This is a genomic window from Paenarthrobacter sp. E2MeOHC11 (assembly GCF_058744955.1).
This window is the reverse complement of record NZ_CP196673.1, coordinates 2,973,302-2,991,657: the sequence shown is the minus strand read 5'-3', so window position 1 is coordinate 2,991,657 and position 18,356 is coordinate 2,973,302. Positions and strand designations below refer to the sequence as shown.

Here is an 18,356-nt window from a genome sequence, read left to right as displayed (position 1 = left end):
GCCGTGGAACAGCTCGTAACAGTGAAGCAAGGGATGCAGCCCACCTTCGATGGCGTCAAAGTGGGCGTGGTCAAAATCGGCATCGCCGACGGCGCCCCCGCAATCCAGTTCTGGATCCGGACCGCAGAGCAGCAGCGGAAGCAGGCCTTCCGCGAAGGCCAGTCGGTCACGCTGCCTGGCGCGGGTTTGCTGACCATCACTTCGATCCAGCCCGCGGACGGCAGTACCGCCGCCTCCGCGACGTTAACGTACGACGCCGGTCACGTCACCGATTGACGGTCGGCGCGGAACGCTGAGAGAGCGACACCAAAAACCCGACGTTAGGTGAGAGGGTGTCACCCGAAACCCGACGTTAGGTGAGAGGGTGTCACCCGAAACCCGACGTTAGGTGAGAGGGCGACACCCGAAACCCGACGTTAGGTGAGAGGGCGTCACCCGAAACCCGGCGTTAGGTGAGAGGGCGTCCAGGGGTTAGGCCGTCGCGATGGCCTCTTTCAGCGCGCCCAGCACCAGGGTGACCGAGGCACTGTTGGCGTTCGGGCCCATCATGCCGATACGCCACACGGTGTCCGCGAACTCCCCCACACCGGAGCCAATCTCCATACTGAAGTTCTCCAGAAGGTAAGCCCGGACGGCGGCCGAGTTGACGCCGTCGGGCACTCTCACCGTGGTGAGGCTCGGCAACCGGGCGCCTTCGGCAGCGAAGAGTTCCAGGCCCATCTCCTGCAGGCCATCTTGTAAGGCCGTGCCCGCTGCCCGGTGCCGGGCCTGCACCACGTCCAGGCCCTCGGCGAGAATACGGTCGAGGGCTGCTTCGAGGCCGGCGATCATGGTGACGGGCGCGGTGTGGTGGTAGGTCCGGGCGCCGCTGGCCGCGCCAACGTACCCGCCGAGCAGGCCGATATCGAGATACCAGGACCGGGGATCCCTCACGCGGCGCTCGAACGCCCGGTCTGACACCGTGAACGGCGATAATCCCGGCGGGACACCCAGGCACTTCTGCGTTCCGGCATACCCGACGTCGATCCCCCAGTCGTCCGCCAACAGCTCGAGTCCACCGATCGATGTGACGGCATCGGTGATAAGGAGGGCATCGCCCTTGCCGGCGCCAAGGGCAGCGATGTCGGAGATGACGCCTACGGAGGTCTCAGCGTGGACCGCCGCGATGACCTTGGGATGGGGGTGCGCGGACAGAACCCGGTCGGCGTCGACGGGCTGGCCCCACTCGTGGTCGACGCGAACGACAGTCGCCCCGCACCTCCTGGCCACCTCACACATCCGGGCTCCAAAGAGTCCGTTGACAGCAATGACTGCCACGTCGCCGTCGGACACGGTGTTCACGAAAGCCGCTTCCATCCCGCCGGAACCGGTGGCACTCAGCGGGAGTGTTCGCGCGTTGGAGGTACCCCAGACGGTCCGGAGTCCTTCGCACGTGTGATCAAGGCGTTCGATGAACACAGGATCAAGATGCCCCAGCACGGGGTAGGCGAGGGCGGCCATGGCCTCGGGGTAGCAATTGCTGGGGCCGGGACCGAACAGGAACCTGGACGTCAGAATCTCTGGCATGTGCGAACTCCTTAGCTGGTTGAGGTCATTCTGCCCCAGCACGCTGTGCGGTGCGAGCCAAGCGTGCTCCAGCAAGCTTCTTGGGGCGTCGGAGCCGGTCCGCACCCCAAACCGCAAAGGCCAGCAACGCGAAAAATGCCCCCAGAGCACTGGCCCCGGTCCAGCCCCATACGTCGTACACAGGCGCGACCGTAGCGGCACCTGCAGCACTTCCCACGGAATAGAACACCATGTAGCTGCCAATAATGCTGCTGGCCGACTCCTCGGCTCCCGCCACGATCAGTGTTTGGCTGCTGACGTGGACAGCCTGTACAGCTGCGTCCAGCATGATGATGCCTGCGATGAGCCAGAGCAATGACCAATCCCCTAAGGACAACGCGAACCACGAGCCCAGCAGCAAGGCAAGGCTGATGCCTGTGACCCGTTCGCCCCATCCCCTGTCTGCCGCCGCTCCCGCCTTGGACGCGGCCAATATCCCCACCAGGCCAGCCAGCCCGAAGAGGCCAATCAGGCTTGGCGGAAGGTTCCAAGCCGGCCCACTCAGCACCAGAGACATACCGCTCCACAGCACACCGAAAGACCCGAAAAGCAGCATGGTGATGAGCGCCCGCGTGCGGAACACGGGATTGCTCCGGGTCAGGACCACCACAGACCCAACGGTCCGCCAGTAACGAACCTCCCCCCGGACCTGGCGGTCTGACGGCAGGGCCCGAAAAACTGCGACGGCGAGGACGGCACCGGCCGCCGCTGCGAGTACATAAACAGAGCGCCACCCCCACAGCTCCGTCATCCCACCGGCCACGGTCCGCGCAAGGATGATGCCGCTCACGACGCCGGCCGTGACGGTACCGATGCTTCGGCCCCTTTCCGCCGGGGTACTGGATGCGGCGGTGTACGCCACGATGGTCTGCACGACGGACGAGGCCACACCCAGGAGTACGAAGCCCATGAGCAGAGCAGCCTGCGATGAAGCGAAGCTCACGACGGACGCTCCCACGGCCGTAGCACCAACTTGGAGGGCGATCAGTGCGCGACGGTCAACCACGTCTCCCAATGGCACCAAAAGAACCAGCCCCAGGAGATACCCGGCCTGCGCTGATGCCACCACCGAACCGAGGCCCGCCACAGGGATTCCCAAGTCAGTCCCGATCCGGTCGAGGAGTGGCTGCCCGTAATAGAGGTTCGAGACCATGAAACCCGCCACGACGGCGAGCAACAGCAGGAGGCGTCGGCGTACTCCCTGTCCGGATCTTGTCAGCTCGGTAATGCCCATGGCACGGTTTCCTCTGCTTGGTTTCAATATGCAACCAAATCAGCCTATGACAGAATGGTTTCATGTTGCAACCAACCGAGATGGACTGGACAGATCCCGAATGCCCCGTCGCGAGGGCGGCCGATCTTGTCGGAGACAAATGGACGCTGCTGATCATCAGGGATTCGTTGGACGGAAAACGTCGCTTCTCGGAATTTGAGAAGTCCCTGGGCGTAGCCAAGAACATCCTGTCGGACCGGCTGCGACTACTGGTGGAAAGGGGTGTCCTGACCCGGATTCCCAATGACCGCGGCACCCGCAGCGAGTACGAGCTCACGGGCGCCGGACTCGAACTCTTCACCCTGATCCTCAGCCTCCGGCAGTGGGGCGAGCGCAACGCCTTCGCCACCGACGAAAAGCACTCCATCCTGGTCACCAAGGCAACGGGACAGCCGCTTGCACGGCTTCAACCCTTCGCCACTGATGGCAAGGAACTCGACCCGGAGGACACCCTGCTGGTCAAAGTGGGCCAGCCCCTCCCCTGAAGGAACAGCGCCTCTTCAGGATCACCCAAGTCCAAACTGCTAAGGTTACTCACCAACGCGGAGGCCGCCACGGATAGGGGACAAGAGTGACGACTGAAGGAAAAGAGGCGCCGGAGCAAGGCGTCCGCGGCGAAGTAAGCCAGGACAGATTCGTTGCCGGGCAGGATCTGACCCACTGGAAATCACCGGTTGGCCGAACAATGGCGCGGGGCGCGGAATGGGTGACCAAACTCCTTGGCCCATACGCAGCACTGATCATCACCCTCGTCGTCGGGCTTGCCGCAGCACTCTCCCTGGCTTTGGTCTTCGGCGAAGTCTACGAGTCCGTGACGGAAGCCGACGGCGTAGCGGGCTTGGACGATCCCGTCCTGGCCGCTGCGAAAAGCGTCCGCTCCCCGGCATTGGATGTTGCGGTCACCGCCTACACGAATATTGGCGGCACCGTGGGCATGCCCATCATTGCCGTCGGCATCATGATTTTCCTTGCCGCCAAACGGCGGTCATGGACACCTGTCATCCTGATGCTTGCCGCCGGGCTGGGTTCACTGCTCATCACCATCCTGGGTAAGCCGATCTTCGGCCGTTCACGTCCGGACCTTGCGGACGCCATTCCTCCCTACGAGCATTCCGCGTCGTTTCCCAGCGGCCATTCCCTGAACTCCATAGTGATCGCCGGCATCGTGGCCTACCTGATCATCCTGCGGCTCAAGACCATGCGGGCACGGATCATTACCGTGCTGGTGGCAGGGGTCTTCGCTTTCACCATGGGCCTGAGCCGCGTCTACCTCGGCCACCATTGGCTGACTGACGTGTTGGCGGCGTGGGCCATCGGCGTCGCCTGGTTGGCGCTGGTCATCACGGCGCACCGCCTCTACCTCACCACGCGAACGCGGCGTCGGAGCGCGGTAGTCTCTTGACACCGGGGCAATGACTCGGCTTAACTGAATTACGTATGCTGAAATAACAGTTCCATGATGCGGAAGCTTGAAGCAAAGGCTTCCTCTTGCAAGAGCAGGAGTTCCGCATAGCCCACACCATGGATGCCAGCATTTGCACGAGGATGTCACAAGCATGGAGCTTGCAGAATTCAACAGTGTTGACCGGGACGAGGCCATCAGGATCCTGACCCCCTGCCTGGATATCAGCCGCTGGGTAGAGGCCGTCGTAGACGCGCGGCCCTTCACCAACGTCGACGAATTGCTGGGCCAGGCCCAGCGCGCCGCCGATCCGTTCACTCCCGCGGAGGTGGAGTCTGCCATGGCGCACCATCCCCGGATCGGCGAACGCCCCAAGGCCCAAACCACCGAGGCCGCGATGTCGCGGTCGGAACAGGCTGGAGTGGACCCGGGAGACAACCAGACCACGGCCGCCCTGGCTGAGGGAAACCTGGCCTACGAGGAGAAGTTCGGCAGGGTATTCCTGATCCGCGCCGCAGGCCGCAGCGCGCAGGAAATGCTCAGCGCCCTCCAGGAACGCATCACCCACACACCCGAAGAAGAAGACACGATCGTGGCCGGCCAATTGCGGGAGATCGCACTGTTGCGCCTCTCCGGATTGATCAGCGAAGGAGTCAACGCATGAGCGTTTCACAAGTAACCACACACATCCTGGACACAGGTTCCGGCCGCCCGGCGGCGGGTGTCGCCGTCGTACTCTACGTCCGCGAAGGTGACGACTGGACCCTTGTTGCCAAGGGCGAAACCGACGCCGACGGTCGCATCAAGACGCTCGGCCCGGAGCGGATTCCCGGCGGCGCCTACCGTCTCAATTTCGCTACCGGCGCCTACTACGAGGGCCTCGGCACAGAGACCTTCTTCCCGGAAGTGGACCTGAACTTCACAGTTTCCGATGCCGGGGAGCACTACCACGTGCCGCTCCTGCTCAGCCCGTTCGCGTTCTCGACGTACCGCGGCAGCTAACTCAACGCCGACCTGACAGTTAATGCCAATGTTCTTGAAGGACATTGGCATTAACTGTCACCTGGGCGGGGAACGGTAGGCTTTAACGCATGGCTTCAGAGGACACCACCCCCAACTCCGCCCGCCGCGAAATCACGGTTCGCAGGGCACCCAAGTTCGTACCCTTCATGATTCTGGGCGCGGTGGTGGGCGCAATCGTGGCCGCGATCATTGCGTACGGCCGCCAGGCCGACCCCGCCTTCGACGCCGGCACAGTCTTCGGTTTCTTTCTGATCGTCTGCGCCGGCGGCGGCGTGATCCTCTTCTCGATCCTCGCCCTGGTCCTCGACCGCATCAGCATCAAACGCTCGCAGCGGGCCGTGGTGGAAGCCGTGCCGGATTCGGTTCCGGACGAGGGGCCAGAGCACGACGACGTCCGCTAAGCCGGGCGCCCGGCCCACCTCTTTTGACGGGGGCCAGTGTGATACACGCCGCATTTTTGCGGGAACACGCCCAATACGGGGGTCACATAGGCCGCGAGGGAACTTACCACGGCCACAACATGAGACAATCGACCAGTGGCACGTGGCGACGGAAAACTTTCTCATGATCTTCTCCCCGGCGAAAAAGGCCCCCAGGACGCTTGTGGCGTCTTCGGGGTTTGGGCTCCCGGTGAAGAAGTAGCAAAACTCACCTATTACGGGCTGTATGCGCTGCAGCACCGCGGACAAGAATCGGCTGGTATTGCTACCAGTGACGGCAAGCGCATCAATGTCTATAAGGACATGGGCCTTGTGTCCCAGGTCTTCGATGAGACAACCCTGAACACCCTTACCGGGCACCTGGCCGTTGGCCACTGCCGGTATTCCACCACCGGTGCAAGCCACTGGGCCAACGCGCAGCCAACCCTGGGTGCGACAGCAACCGGCACGGTTGCCTTGGCCCACAACGGCAACCTGACCAACACCGCTGAGCTCCGGGAAATGATCCTTGAGCGCAACGATGGCCAGCTGACCGGTGAAATGAAGCAGGGCAACACCTCTGACACCGCATTGGTGACCGCACTCCTTGAGGGCGAAGAGGGCAAGACCCTGGAGCAGACCGCACTGGAGCTGCTGCCCAAGATCAAGGGTGGCTTCTGCTTCGTCTTCATGGATGAGGGAACCCTCTACGCAGCCCGCGACACCTACGGCATCCGTCCGTTGTGCCTTGGCCGCCTGGACCGCGGTTGGGTTGTAGCGTCCGAGCAAGCCGGCCTGGCCACCGTTGGTGCGAGCTTCATCCGCGAAATCGAGCCCGGCGAGTTCATCGCCATCGACGAGGACGGCGTCCGTTCGCAGCGCTTCGCCGAGGCAACACCGGCTGGCTGTGTCTTCGAATACGTTTACCTCGCCCGCCCGGACGCTGCCATTGCCGGCCGCTCCGTGTACGAGGCCCGCGTTGAGATGGGCCGCCAGTTGGCCCGCGAAAACACGCATGAGGCAGACCTGGTCATTCCCGTTCCCGAGTCCGGTACCCCAGCGGCTGTTGGTTACGCCGAACAGTCGGGTATCCCGTTCGCGCACGGCTTCGTCAAGAACGCCTACGTGGGCCGCACCTTCATCCAGCCGTCGCAGACCCTGCGCCAGCTGGGTATCCGGCTCAAGCTCAACGCCTTGGAATCCGTCATCCGCGGCAAGCGCATCGTTGTGGTGGATGACTCGATCGTCCGTGGCAACACGCAGCGCGCCATCGTGCGAATGCTCCGCGAAGCCGGTGCCGCTGCGGTGCACGTGAAGATCTCCTCTCCCCCGGTTCAGTGGCCCTGCTTCTACGGCATCGACTTCGCCTCCCGGGCAGAGCTCATCGCCAACGGCGCCACCATCGAGGAGATCTCCCAGGCAATCGGTGCTGACTCGCTGGCCTACATCTCCGAAGACGGCATGATCGGCGCTACCCAGCAGCCGCGCGAACGTCTCTGCACGGCCTGCTTCACCGGCAAGTACCCCATCGAGCTCCCGCACGCGGACAAGCTGGGCAAGAACCTGCTGGAGCGCACCGACCTTGGCGGCCTGGAACCGGCCGCAGAGTCCGACTCAGTGGACGATTCCGAGGACCCCGCCGAGAAGCCGGGCGCCACGGGTTGCGATCCCGGACCCGACGCCGAATTCGAAAACCTGCTTACCGACGCTGATCGTTTGACCGACGCCGACAAGAAAGAGTCTGTATGAGCTCCGCTACCCCCGCCGCTGAGAACAACTCCGGTATCACCTACGCTTCTGCCGGCGTCGACGTTGAAGCGGGCGACCGCGCAGTCGAACTCATGAAGGGCGCCATCAAGGCGACGCACAACTCTTCGGTGATTGGCGGCGTCGGCGGTTTCGCTGGCCTGTACGACGTCTCGAAGCTCCTGACCTACAAGAAGCCGCTACTCGCAACCTCCACTGATGGCGTGGGCACCAAGGTTGCCATCGCGCAGGCCATGGACATCCACGACACCATCGGTTTCGACCTGGTGGGCATGGTGGTGGACGACATCGTTGTGGTGGGTGCTGAGCCGCTCTACATGACCGACTACATCGCTTGCGGCAAGGTCGTGCCGGAGCGCATCGCTGACATCGTCCGCGGTATCGCTGCTGCCTGCTCCGTTGCCGGTACTGCCCTTGTGGGTGGCGAAACTGCTGAGCACCCGGGCCTTCTGGGTGAGCACGAGTACGACGTCGCAGGTGCCGCCACAGGCATCGTCGAGGCCGACGCCCTGCTCGGCCCGGACCGCGTCCGTGCCGGCGATGTCGTCATCGGCATGGCTTCCTCCGGCCTGCACTCCAACGGTTACTCCTTGGTCCGCCGCGTCATCAACCACGCCGGTTGGGCACTGGACCGCCAGGTTTCCGAGCTCGGCCGCACGCTGGGCGAAGAGCTCCTGGAGCCCACCCGCGTTTACGCAGCCGACTGCCTGGACCTCGCCCGCGCCTTCCCCGTCACCGGCGGCGCAGCGGTTCATGGTTTCAGCCACGTCACCGGTGGTGGCCTGGCCGCCAACCTGGCACGTGTCCTTCCGCAGGGCCTCGTGGCCACGGTTGACCGCAATACCTGGGAACTGCCCGCGATCTTCAAGCTGGTCTCCGAGCTCGGCAACGTTCCGCTGGCCGACCTGGAGCGCACGCTGAACCTCGGCGTGGGCATGGTGGCCATCGTTTCCGCGGAAGCAGCCGACGCCGCTGTTGCCCGCCTCAACGACCGCGGACTTCCGTCCTGGGTTATGGGTACGGTTTCGGCTGACAGCGACTCGATCGACAAGACCGGGCCGGACTACGTCCAGGGCGCCAAGGGCGTCGACGGCGGCGCTGTCCGTTTGGTGAACGCCTACGCCTAAGCGGTTTATCGCCTCTTAAAGAGAGCGGCCGGACAGTTTCGACTGCCCGGCCGCTCTTTTGCTCTTCCTAGACCTGGATCAGGCTCAGGACTCCGCCTTGTGGGTCCTGGATGGTAGCGAGGGAGCCCATCTCGGGATGGTCTTCCGCTTCCACCAGGACCTCTCCCCCGGCGGCTGCCGCGGCTTCCACCGCCTTGCGCAGGTCCGCGACAGCAAAGTAGATCTGCCAGCCGGGCTCGTCCCCTTCGCCGGCAGGCACGACGCCGGCCACCTCGTCACCGTTGACCATCAGCGTGCTGTAGCTGCCGCCGTCGTCCTGGGGATATTCAGTGACCTCGTGCGCGAAGAGCTCTTGGAAAAAGCCGACGGCGGCCTGTGGCTCAGGCGTCAACAGTTCAGCCCACGCCAACGCACCGGGCTCGTTGAACAAGTGGCTCCCTCTATGCGTTCCAGCCTGCCAGATTCCAGTGGTTCCGCCGCCAGGTGGTTCGATGAACGCCAGGACTCCAGTGTCCGCGACAGCCTCGGGCCCGAACTGGAGCTTCCCTCCAGCATGGACCGCGTCGTCAGCAATCTCTTCAGTATCCGTAGCCGCGATGTACACGTTCCACTGGCCGTTCGTTCCGGCAGCTTCCTGCATGGGATTCTGCGGGGCGATCACGGCCACCAGCTGATCCTTCACGAAGGCCTGCGCGTAGCTTCGGCCATCCGGCGTGGGCAGGTCCTTGTAGCTCCAGCCGAACACGTGCTGATAGAAATCCTTGGCCGCGGCAACATCCCTTGTCTGCAGGTCCGCCCAGCACGGCTCACCGCTGGCGTACCGCTTCCGTGTCGTCATGCTGCGAGGCCTGACATGATGCTGAAGGCTGCACCCGCCGGGTCCATGAGGACTGCCATGCGCCCCACCCCCGGAACGTCAAAAGCCGGTGCAATGACATGGCTGCCCAACTCAACTGCCTGCGCAACCGTGGCATCGATGTCCACCACGTTGAAATATGTCATCCAGAACGGCGACAACCCCTCGATGGGAAGCTTCAGCGCGCCCGCCACAGCCCTCCCGTCCACCAGCAGGTTCGTGTATTCCTGCAGGTCCCCCGCAGGCGCCGTGTTGCTGGTGCAGCCAGTGACGGCCTCATAGAAAGCCACTGCCTTGGGGACGTCATTGGTCTGGAGTTCATTCCAAACCATGGTGCCGGGCTCGTTGATCAGGCCCGATCCGGGGTGGTTGCCAGCCTCCCAGAACCCGATCTGGGCTCCGGTGGGATCTGTGGCGAAGAACATACGCCCTGAGCCGTTGGGGACGGAGTCAGGAGGGAACACAAGGGCACCGCCCGCGGCCTCCACACGCCGGGCGGCCTCGTCAGCCGAATCAACTGCGAGGTAGTTTGCCCAATACGAAGGCATTCCTTCTGGAGCATCTGGCAGCTGTTGCATCATGCCGGCGACGTATCGGCCCTTGAGCTTGGCCATGTAATAGGTCATGCCGTTCCCGGCGTCCATGGCGTCCAGCTCCCATCCGAAGAGGTCGCTGTAGAACTTCCTGGAAACGTCAATGTCGGTGGAGGAAAGGTCCACCCAACATGGTGTCCCTTGCTTGTAGCTGTCGGCCTCCGGCATGGTGTTCCTTTCGATGCGCTCGAAACTCCAGCCTACGCAAAAAAGGGCCCTCAGGGTACGCCAATGAATGACGTGCCCTGAGGTCCCTTTTTCAAAGATATACGGCATCCGAAAATGCGCGATGACCTTGAAGTACGATGGCGGTCCGCAACTCAGTGCCTACGGCACCTGTTGGTTGCGACAGCTATCCGATTCGGCGGGTGTCAACCTCGTCGTCATCGTCTTCCGCGTACTTGTCCTCATAAGCCGAATAGTCCGGCTCCGGGGGATCTTCGGGGAAGTGGCTCTTTACACGACTGGACGGACCCGTGAGCTCCCGCTCAAGTGCCGAATAGTCAGTGTTCGGGGAGTAGTACTTAATGTCCCGAGCCTGCTTGGTAGCTTTTGCCTTTTGACGGCCGCGCCCCATGGCGTGACCCCCTTTTGTACTTGGACCGGAGGTGGTCACCTTGGCTATCGGTGAGGCCCCGGAATGTTTGGTCAATTTGTCGTATGTCTAGATTACATGCTTTCAGGGGTGCCTGCGCGCCACCTCAGCCCCGCGTCCATGCCGACTCCTGCCAAATCCAAGCCCGAACACCTCCCAGGGACCCGAAAATTGGGTAGAGTCTGCCTCAATGCGGCGTCACAGCAGGAAGGCACACCCCGGAAATGAGCCAGGACAACACTCCGCCACGCGATGGTTCACCACGCGACAAGGACGATGATAAGACTCCACCCGCGCCCGAATCTCCACCGCTGGCAGCCGGTGAGCAACCGCCTGCAGCTCCGTGGGCGCCGCCTTCGGGCCTCCAACCGGACCCTGCTCCCGAGCTCGACCCTGACTTTGTGCCGGACCCCGCGGCCCAGCCCGATCCCGCCCTACCGCCCACGGAAGCGCAGGCGCCCTCCTATCCCAGCGCTTATCCAGGGCAAGAGGGCCAGCCGCCCTACCCCGGCCAGCCGCCCTACCCGGGCCAGCCGCCCTACCCGGGCCAGGAGCTGCCCCCGGAAGCCCAAGGCGATCCAGTTAAGCGCCAGCGCCTGGTCATCGGCGGCATCGTGGTGGGCGTGCTGGTCCTTATTGGTGTTGTGATCTGGGTGCTGCTCAACCTGCTGGGAACCCGTCCCGAGGCCACTGTCACCACTCCGAGCGCCACGGCAACCCCGGGACCCCTCCCCCGGGATGCGAATTCCAAAGACTTCCAGGTGGGCGACTGCTTCGCCGACTTTGATCCCAATGCCAGCGAAGCACGGGCCGTCGCCTGCGATACCGAACACTCGGCCCAACTCATTGGAGTGCACGTGTACCCGGGCGACGATTCGTTCCCGGGAACCAATGCCCTGCGGGACAAGGGACGCGAGGTGTGCAAGGCCTCAGTGGCGAATCTCAACGCGGCAGCCGACAACTACGTGCTGCTTCAACAGAACGTCTACCCGAGCACCACAAGCTGGGATCGGGGCGACCGCCGCGTTGATTGCTTCATCGTGGTGGACTCAGGAAACTCCATCAAGGAAGACCTCCTTCAGAAGTAGTCCACCAACCCTCGCTATTTCCTACGGACTGTGAGCCCGGCACCCACCGGTATACCGCCGTCGGGACCTGCCAGTGCTTCCAGGCCGTCAATGGTGAGCTCGTCCAGGTCAGCTGCGGTGTCCACCAGCACGGTGTCGCCATCGCTGATCTCGCCCGCAAGGATCTCCTTGGCCAGGCGATCACCGATCTCACGCTGAACCAGCCTGCGCAACGGCCGGGCGCCGTAGGCGGGGTCGAATCCGGACATGGCCAACCACGCCCGCGCCCCCTCGGTCACCTCAAGGCTCAGGCGACGATCCCGGAGCCGGTTGCTCAGCTCGGCCACGTGCAGCTCCACGATTCGCGCGAGTTCCTCCACGGACAACGGATCGAAGAGCACGATCTCGTCCAGGCGGTTCAGGAACTCCGGCTTGAACGATGCCTGCACCACAGCCATCACAGCCTCACGCTTGGCTCTGGCATCCATTGTCGGGTCAACCAGGAACTGGCTTCCGGAGTTTGAGGTCAGCACCAGGATGGTGTTGCGGAAGTCCACGGTCCGGCCCTGGCCGTCGGTGAGCCGACCGTCGTCGAGGACCTGCAGGAGGATGTCGAAGACCTCCGGGTGGGCCTTCTCAACCTCGTCCAGCAACACCACGGAGTACGGCCTGCGGCGAACAGCCTCAGTCAGCTGGCCGCCCTCCTCATAGCCCACGTATCCCGGAGGGGCACCCACAAGGCGGGCTACCGAGTGCTTCTCGCTGTACTCGGACATGTCGATCCGGATCATGGCGCGTTCGTCGTCAAAGAGGAAGTCGGCCAAGGCCTTAGCCAGTTCCGTCTTGCCAACGCCGGTGGGACCCAGGAACAGGAACGAACCTGTGGGGCGGTTGGGGTCGCTGATCCCGGCACGGGCACGACGCACAGCGTCGGACACGGCCTGGACAGCCTTTGACTGCCCGATCAAGCGCTTGCCCAGCTCTTCCTCCATGTGGAGGAGTTTCTGGGATTCGCCTTGCAGCATTCGCCCGGCAGGGATACCCGTCCACGCGGAGATGACCTCGGCGATGTCATCGGCAGTCACGTCCTCAGCCACCATGAGCTCGGGCTTCGAATCACTCCGTGCCGATTCCTCCTCAGCGGCGGCGCTCAGTTCCCGTTCCAGGGCGGGCAGCTCGCCATAGAGGATCCGCGACGCCGATTCGAGGTCGCCTTCGCGCTGGGCCTTGTCCGCAACCGAACGCAGTTCGTCGATCTTGGCCTTGAGGTCACCGACGCGGTTGAGGCCGGCTTTCTCAGCCTCCCAGCGCGCGTTCAAGGCACTGAGTTCCTCGTTCTTGTCGGCTTTATCCGCGCGCAGGGCAGCCAGGCGTTCCACCGACGCTGGATCGGTCTCGCCCTGCAGGGCCAGCTCTTCCATGGTCAAACGGTCGACGGCGCGGCGGAGCTGGTCGATCTCTTCCGGCGCGGAGTCGATCTCCATGCGGAGCCGGGACGCTGCCTCGTCCACGAGGTCGATGGCCTTGTCCGGCAGCTGGCGGCCGGAGATGTAGCGGTTGGATAGAGTCGCCGCAGCCACAAGGGCGGAGTCAGCGATGGCCACCTTGTGGTGGGCCTCGTAGCGCTCCTTCAGACCACGAAGAATACCGATGGTGTCCTCGACGCTGGGTTCACCGACGTAGACCTGCTGGAACCGGCGCTCCAAGGCAGGGTCCTTCTCGATGTTCTCGCGGTATTCGTCCAGCGTGGTGGCACCGATGAGGCGCAGCTCGCCACGTGCCAGCATGGGCTTGAGCATGTTGCCGGCATCCATGGCGCTGTCCCCCGTGGCCCCCGCACCAACTACCGTGTGGATTTCGTCAATGAACGTGACGATCTGGCCGTTGGAGTTCTTGATTTCCTCCAGCACGGCCTTCAGGCGTTCTTCGAACTCGCCGCGGTACTTGGCGCCGGCCACCATGGAGGCGAGGTCCAGCGCAATGAGCGTCTTGCCCCGGAGGCTCTCCGGGACATCGCCGGCGACCATGCGCTGGGCGAGTCCTTCCACCACGGCGGTCTTGCCGACGCCGGGCTCGCCAATCAGCACAGGGTTGTTCTTGGTGCGGCGGCTCAGGACCTGGACCACGCGCCGGATCTCGCTGTCACGGCCAATGACCGGGTCCAGCTTGCCGGATCGGGCCACTGCAGTGAGGTCCGTACCGAACTTCTCCAAGGCCTGGAAGGTGTTTTCCGGATCCGGAGAGTTGACGTTCCGGTCGCCCCGGACACCCGGCAGGGCGGCGAGCAGCGCTTCATGGGAGGCACCGGCGTCGCGCATTAACTTGCCAACGGCGTCGCTTCCCGCCGAGAGGCCCAACAGCAGGTGTTCGGTGGACACGAAGGAATCGCCGAGCTTGTCGGCTTCGTTCTGGGCGGCCTGGATGGCCTGCATGGACTGGCGCGAGAGCTGCGCCTGCTGGACAGAACTCCCCGAGGAAGAAGGCAGCGCTTTGATGGCCGAACTTGCCTGCACGCTCACGGCGTCCGGATCCGCACCGGTGGCACGCAGCAGGGCCACGGCCACGCCATCACGCTGGTCCATGAGGGCTTTCAAGAGATGTGCCGGTTCAAGCTGCGGGTTACCGGCAGTTGAGGCGTTCATGGCGGCCGCAGAAAGGGCCTCCTGGCTTTTGGTGGTGAATTTGACGTCCAAAGAGTGCTCCCTTTCTGGAGTTGAACCAATACTTTCAAAGTTGAGTCTACTACGCTCAACTTTGATTTTTGGCCCACTGTGTTCCATGTTTGCCCACGGCGAAACAGGTGTCCAGAGCCACCGGCTTGGCAAGCAGCTTAGGCTGGGGGCATGGACGCCATTTCAAGTGCTGACGAACTCGAAGAACTGATCGGACTGCCGCTTGAACGCGTGCGCCGGAAGGTGCGAACAGCGCTCAGCGATTTCGACAGGCAATGGCTGGCCGCCAGCCCCTTCTGCGTGATCTCGACGACGGACGCACAGGGGCGCGTTGACGCCTCACCCAAAGGCGACCCCGCTGGATTTATCCTCGTCCTGGACCAGCACACTATTGCCATCCCGGAACGGCCGGGCAACAAGCTCGCCTTCGGCTTCCACAACATCCTGGAGAACCCGAACGTCGGCATTCTCTCCGTGGTCCCGGGCCGCACGGATACCCTGCGGATCAACGGGACCGCGCAAATTGTCCGCGACGCCGACTTCTTCGACCTGATGGTGGTCAAAGGCCACCGGCCACGCGCCGCCGTCGTGGTCTCAGTGGAGGAAGTGTTCACGCACTGCGGCAAGGCCTTCATGCGCAGCGGACTCTGGCAACCCGAGACCTGGGAGACCGGCGACCTGCCGAGCATCGCGGTGCTTTCACAGGCCTACACGCAACCGGAAACTCCGCTGGAAGAGCTGGAGACCTATTACGGACCGTCCTACGCGGAGAAGATGTATCGGGAGTAGACAGGCTCAGGCCGGATAGACCGCAACCAGCGCAGACTTGACCACAAACCGCACGTCCATGCCCGGGACAAGTCCAAGGTCGGCGGACGCCGCGGGGGTGATGTCGGCGGACAATGCTTGGGCCGGACCGCCCGCGGCGCGGACCCGGATCTGGTCCCCATGCGGCTCAAGGTCCGTGATGGTGACGGCAAACGAATTGCGGGGGCTTCCGTGCACCTCGCCAAGGAAGACGGAAACGCTCGACGGCGGGAACGCCGCCACGCCTGCCTGTCCGGGCAGGGGTGACCAGCCCGGATCATGCTGGCCGGCGAAAACCCGGCCATCCGGCGTCGTGATTCCCTCCTCGGTGATGGTGCCGGTGACGAGGTTCAGGCCCGCCAAACCAGCTGCGAAATGGCTCCTGGGCCGTTCAAGGACCTGACGGGTGGGGCCTTCCTCTGCGATCCGGCCCTTTTCCACCACGATGACACGGTCGGCCAGCATGTAGGCGTCCAGGACATCGTGAGTGACGATGATGGCCTTCCGATGCTTCAAAACGCGTTTGAGCACGCGGCGAAGCAACGGTGCCGCATGGATATCGAGGGCGGCCATGGGCTCATCGAGAAGGAGGAGCTCGGGCTCGGCGGCCAAAGCGCGGGCCACTGCCACACGTTGGGCCTGCCCGCCGGATAGTTGCGAGGGCTTTCGGTTGGCCAGGGGCAGGGCGTCCACCTCGGCAAGCCAGTGCTGTGCGGTTTCCCGTGCCGCCACTTTGGAAGCCCCGGCACTTCGCGGACCGAACGCCACGTTGTCCAGGGCGTTCAGGTGCGGAAACAGCAGCGCCTCCTGGGCCAGCAGCGCAGTCCCGCGGAGGTGGGGTGCATTCCAATGGCGAGTACCGGCGTCGAGGTTGAACAGCTGTTTGCCTGCGATCCGTGCCGAACCGGAATCCGGTCGCAACAGCCCGGAAATCACACCCAGCAAAGTGGATTTGCCCGCACCGTTGGGACCGAGGATGGCCACAGTTTCGCCGTCGGCAAGGCTGAGTGACATGTCGAAGTCCCTGGCGCGGAGGCTGGCTTGCAGTTCGAAGCTCATGCTGGGACCTCCGAAGGTGTGCTGCTGCGCCGGCGACCATAACTGAGCCCCACCACAGCCACCGCGACAGCCACCAGGACCAGGGACAGCGCGACGGCAGCGTCGGCGTCGGTCTCCCGTTGAAGATAAATCTCCAGCGGCAGCGTGCGCGTCACGCCTTCAAGGCTTCCGGCAAACGTCAGCGTCGCGCCGAACTCCCCCAGGCTGCGCGCGAACGACAACACGGCTCCCGACGCCAGCCCCGGCAGGACCAGCGGAAGCGTGACACGGCGCAGGACCGTGGTGGGTCGGGCCCCGAGTGTCGCCGCGACGGCCTCATATTTGTTTCCAGCTGATCGCAGGGCACCCTCCAAGCTGACCACCAGGAAGGGCAAGGCCACGAACGTTTGGGCCAACACCACCGCGGTGGTGGAAAACGCAATCTGGATGCCCGCTACCTCCAGGGACTTCCCCAGGAGGCCCTGCCGCCCAAACGTGTACAGGAGCGCGATGCCGCCGACGACGGGTGGCAGCACCAGCGGCAAGAGGACGAACGCCCTCAGGAGCCGCTGGCCCCGGAACTCGCCCCGGGCCAGCACCAACGCCAATGGAACTCCCAGCACGACGCACAGCAGAGTACTGGCGGCCGAGGTTCGCAAGCTCAATCCCAGGGCGGCCAGTGAGGATTCGGACGTGACGAGCGGGATGAACTGCGGCCAGTTCACCTTGGCGAGCATTGCCGCCAACGGGAGGACAACCAGGAGTCCACCCACGGCTGCAATGGCGTAGATCCAACGCGGGATGCCTTGATAGCCGGTGGCGCTCTTCATGTTCCCCTTACAGCTGTGCGTTCAGTGCCGCAGCCAGGCTACGGTGCGCCAAATCCGGCGTCGCCCAGAACCTTCTTGCCTGCTTCACTGGTGACCGCGGCGATGAAGGCCGCTGCCAGTTCCTTGTTCTGGCTGGAGCTTACCGTGGCGATCGGATACGTATTGACGGCCTTGTCCGACTCCGGGAAGGGCACACCCTTGACCTTGTCGCCGGCCCCCTTGATGTCCGTGACGTAGACCAGACCGGCATCGGCCTCGCCCGAGGTGACTTTGCCGAGGACATCGGTCACCGAAGATTCCTCACTGACGGGGGTCAGCGTGATGCCGCTGGCCTTCGCAACCGTGTCTGTTGCCGCGCCGCAAGGAACCTGGCTGGCGCAGGTGACGACTTTAACGCCGGGCTTGGCGAGGTCTGCGAAGGAAGAGATCGACGCCGGGTTGCTGGGCGGGACTGCGATCTCCAGGACGTTGGTGGCAAAGTTCGTAGCGGCACCGTCCAGCAGTTTGGCGTCGGCCAGCTTTGTCATGTTCTTGGTGTCGGCGGAAGCGAAGATGTCGGCAGGAGCGCCCTGGCTGATCTGCGTGACCAGGTCGGAGGAGCCGGCAAAGCTCAGGGTTACCTTGGTGCCGGGGTTCCTGGCTTCGAAGTCCTTGGCCAGTTGAGTAAAGGTTGACTTGAGGGAGGCTGCCGCAAAGACGGTCACTGTTCCGCTCAACTGGGACGTGCTGCCGGTGCTCGATGGTGTTACGGCGGGTGCCGTGGTGCCGCAGGCCGCGAGCGCGCCGGCCAACCCGACCGCAACCGATACGGCCACAATGCTCTTCTTCAGGTGGAGGGTCCTCATATGATGCTCTTTCCCTGCGGAGTTTCGATAATGACGGTGGTGGCCTTAACCACGGCGGTGGCGACTGATCCGAGTTCCAGCCCGAGTTCCCGGACGGCTTCGCTGCTCATGAGGGACACCACCCGGAACGGACCACACTGCAGCTCTACTTGGGCCATGACCTTGTCCGCGGTGATTCCTGTGACCAGGCCGACGAAACGGTTCCGCGCCGAACTTCCCGACCGCGAGGGGTCGTCAGGGAGGTGGGATTGGTCGCGGGCAAGCGTGGCGAGTTCCAATCCGTCCACGGCGAGGCGTCCAGCTGGGTCCTTCTGGGCGGTCAGCGTTCCGTTTTCCGTCCAACGCCTCACGGTGTCGTCGCTGACACCTAGGAAGCGGGCGGCTTCGGAAATTCGTATTTGCGGCATGGAATGATTGTAGTTCCGTGTTTGCGGTTC

At 63.7% G+C, this 18,356-nt stretch carries 20 protein-coding genes; 10 read left to right on the top strand and 10 right to left on the bottom strand.

Going from position 1 to position 18,356, the window contains the following annotated elements:
* The first annotated feature begins 3 nt into the window (after window positions 1–3).
* Window positions 4–276 (top strand): hypothetical protein, encoded by a 273-nt coding sequence (locus ACSSVG_RS14045; RefSeq protein WP_207594970.1) that lies wholly within the window; start codon window positions 4–6, stop codon window positions 274–276.
* A 195-nt stretch (window positions 277–471) separates the two neighbouring features.
* Here ACSSVG_RS14045 and ACSSVG_RS14040 read toward each other — a convergent pair whose 3' ends face one another.
* Together ACSSVG_RS14040 and ACSSVG_RS14035 are read right to left on the bottom strand one after the other, a co-directional pair.
* A complete protein-coding gene (locus tag ACSSVG_RS14040) occupies window positions 472–1,566 on the bottom strand; it encodes a pyridoxal-phosphate-dependent aminotransferase family protein (RefSeq protein ID WP_492415256.1) in 1,095 nt (364 codons plus the stop codon).
* A gap of 25 nt (window positions 1,567–1,591) precedes the next feature.
* A complete protein-coding gene (locus ACSSVG_RS14035) occupies window positions 1,592–2,839 on the bottom strand; it encodes an MFS transporter (RefSeq protein ID WP_492415255.1) in 1,248 nt (415 codons plus the stop codon).
* A gap of 62 nt (window positions 2,840–2,901) precedes the next feature.
* Between ACSSVG_RS14035 and ACSSVG_RS14030 the strand changes: the two genes are divergently transcribed.
* The 7 genes from ACSSVG_RS14030 (at window position 2,902) to purM (ending at window position 8,616) form a co-directional block, all read left to right on the top strand.
* Entirely contained in the window at window positions 2,902–3,363 is a 462-nt protein-coding gene (locus tag ACSSVG_RS14030; protein WP_492415254.1) for a winged helix-turn-helix transcriptional regulator, read from the top strand.
* Window positions 3,364–3,449: 86 nt separating this feature from the next.
* Window positions 3,450–4,280: a phosphatase PAP2 family protein gene (locus ACSSVG_RS14025; RefSeq protein ID WP_492415252.1), complete on the top strand. Its 831-nt coding sequence runs from the start codon at window positions 3,450–3,452 to the stop codon at window positions 4,278–4,280.
* A gap of 154 nt (window positions 4,281–4,434) precedes the next feature.
* Window positions 4,435–4,944: a 2-oxo-4-hydroxy-4-carboxy-5-ureidoimidazoline decarboxylase gene (uraD, locus tag ACSSVG_RS14020; protein WP_253464568.1), complete on the top strand. Its 510-nt coding sequence runs from the start codon at window positions 4,435–4,437 to the stop codon at window positions 4,942–4,944.
* Complete coding sequence (gene uraH, locus ACSSVG_RS14015) at window positions 4,941–5,282, top strand: hydroxyisourate hydrolase (protein ID WP_017199951.1); 342 nt, start codon at window positions 4,941–4,943, stop codon at window positions 5,280–5,282. The genes uraD and uraH overlap by 4 nt, the downstream gene beginning before the upstream one ends.
* 89 nt (window positions 5,283–5,371) lie before the next feature.
* Window positions 5,372–5,704 (top strand): hypothetical protein, encoded by a 333-nt coding sequence (locus tag ACSSVG_RS14010; RefSeq protein WP_231338322.1) that lies wholly within the window; start codon window positions 5,372–5,374, stop codon window positions 5,702–5,704.
* Between the two features lie 135 nt (window positions 5,705–5,839).
* The gene (purF, locus tag ACSSVG_RS14005; RefSeq protein WP_231338323.1) at window positions 5,840–7,471 is read left to right on the top strand and encodes an amidophosphoribosyltransferase; all 1,632 of its coding nucleotides are present in this window, start codon (window positions 5,840–5,842) and stop codon (window positions 7,469–7,471) included.
* Window positions 7,468–8,616 (top strand): phosphoribosylformylglycinamidine cyclo-ligase, encoded by a 1,149-nt coding sequence (purM, locus tag ACSSVG_RS14000; protein ID WP_231338324.1) that lies wholly within the window; start codon window positions 7,468–7,470, stop codon window positions 8,614–8,616. Before purF ends, purM begins: the two co-directional genes overlap by 4 nt.
* Before the next feature lie 67 nt (window positions 8,617–8,683).
* Here purM and ACSSVG_RS13995 read toward each other — a convergent pair whose 3' ends face one another.
* The 3 genes from ACSSVG_RS13995 to ACSSVG_RS13985 form a co-directional block, all read right to left on the bottom strand.
* Window positions 8,684–9,454 (bottom strand): VOC family protein, encoded by a 771-nt coding sequence (locus ACSSVG_RS13995; protein WP_492415251.1) that lies wholly within the window; start codon window positions 9,452–9,454, stop codon window positions 8,684–8,686.
* Window positions 9,451–10,233, bottom strand: coding sequence for a VOC family protein (locus tag ACSSVG_RS13990; RefSeq protein WP_231338326.1), 783 nt, complete (start codon window positions 10,231–10,233; stop codon window positions 9,451–9,453). The genes ACSSVG_RS13995 and ACSSVG_RS13990 overlap by 4 nt, the downstream gene beginning before the upstream one ends.
* A 184-nt stretch (window positions 10,234–10,417) precedes the next feature.
* Window positions 10,418–10,642 (bottom strand): DUF3073 domain-containing protein, encoded by a 225-nt coding sequence (locus ACSSVG_RS13985; RefSeq protein ID WP_024818182.1) that lies wholly within the window; start codon window positions 10,640–10,642, stop codon window positions 10,418–10,420.
* Window positions 10,643–10,884: 242 nt separating this feature from the next.
* Between ACSSVG_RS13985 and ACSSVG_RS13980 the strand changes: the two genes are divergently transcribed.
* A complete protein-coding gene (locus ACSSVG_RS13980) occupies window positions 10,885–11,748 on the top strand; it encodes a septum formation family protein (protein ID WP_492415250.1) in 864 nt (287 codons plus the stop codon).
* 14 nt (window positions 11,749–11,762) lie between these two features.
* Here ACSSVG_RS13980 and clpB read toward each other — a convergent pair whose 3' ends face one another.
* A complete protein-coding gene (gene clpB, locus ACSSVG_RS13975; protein ID WP_253464575.1) occupies window positions 11,763–14,420 on the bottom strand; it encodes an ATP-dependent chaperone ClpB in 2,658 nt (885 codons plus the stop codon).
* 150 nt (window positions 14,421–14,570) lie between these two features.
* On the opposite strand from clpB, the gene ACSSVG_RS13970 reads away from it, so the two are divergent.
* Entirely contained in the window at window positions 14,571–15,188 is a 618-nt protein-coding gene (locus ACSSVG_RS13970; protein WP_231338329.1) for an MSMEG_1061 family FMN-dependent PPOX-type flavoprotein, read from the top strand.
* A gap of 6 nt (window positions 15,189–15,194) precedes the next feature.
* On the opposite strand, the gene ACSSVG_RS13965 is transcribed toward ACSSVG_RS13970, so the two are convergent.
* From ACSSVG_RS13965 to ACSSVG_RS13950, 4 genes are read right to left on the bottom strand one after another with little or no spacing between them, the layout of a single operon-like run.
* Window positions 15,195–16,265, bottom strand: a complete 1,071-nt coding sequence (locus ACSSVG_RS13965) for a sulfate/molybdate ABC transporter ATP-binding protein (protein ID WP_492415249.1) — start codon at window positions 16,263–16,265, stop codon at window positions 15,195–15,197.
* Complete coding sequence (locus ACSSVG_RS13960) at window positions 16,262–17,074, bottom strand: ABC transporter permease (RefSeq protein WP_492415248.1); 813 nt, start codon at window positions 17,072–17,074, stop codon at window positions 16,262–16,264. The genes ACSSVG_RS13965 and ACSSVG_RS13960 overlap by 4 nt, the downstream gene beginning before the upstream one ends.
* Window positions 17,075–17,112: 38 nt before the next feature.
* Window positions 17,113–17,919: a molybdate ABC transporter substrate-binding protein gene (gene modA / locus ACSSVG_RS13955; protein ID WP_492415247.1), complete on the bottom strand. Its 807-nt coding sequence runs from the start codon at window positions 17,917–17,919 to the stop codon at window positions 17,113–17,115.
* Entirely contained in the window at window positions 17,916–18,326 is a 411-nt protein-coding gene (locus ACSSVG_RS13950; RefSeq protein WP_231338333.1) for a TOBE domain-containing protein, read from the bottom strand. The genes modA and ACSSVG_RS13950 overlap by 4 nt, the downstream gene beginning before the upstream one ends.
* Window positions 18,327–18,356: the final 30 nt, after the last annotated feature.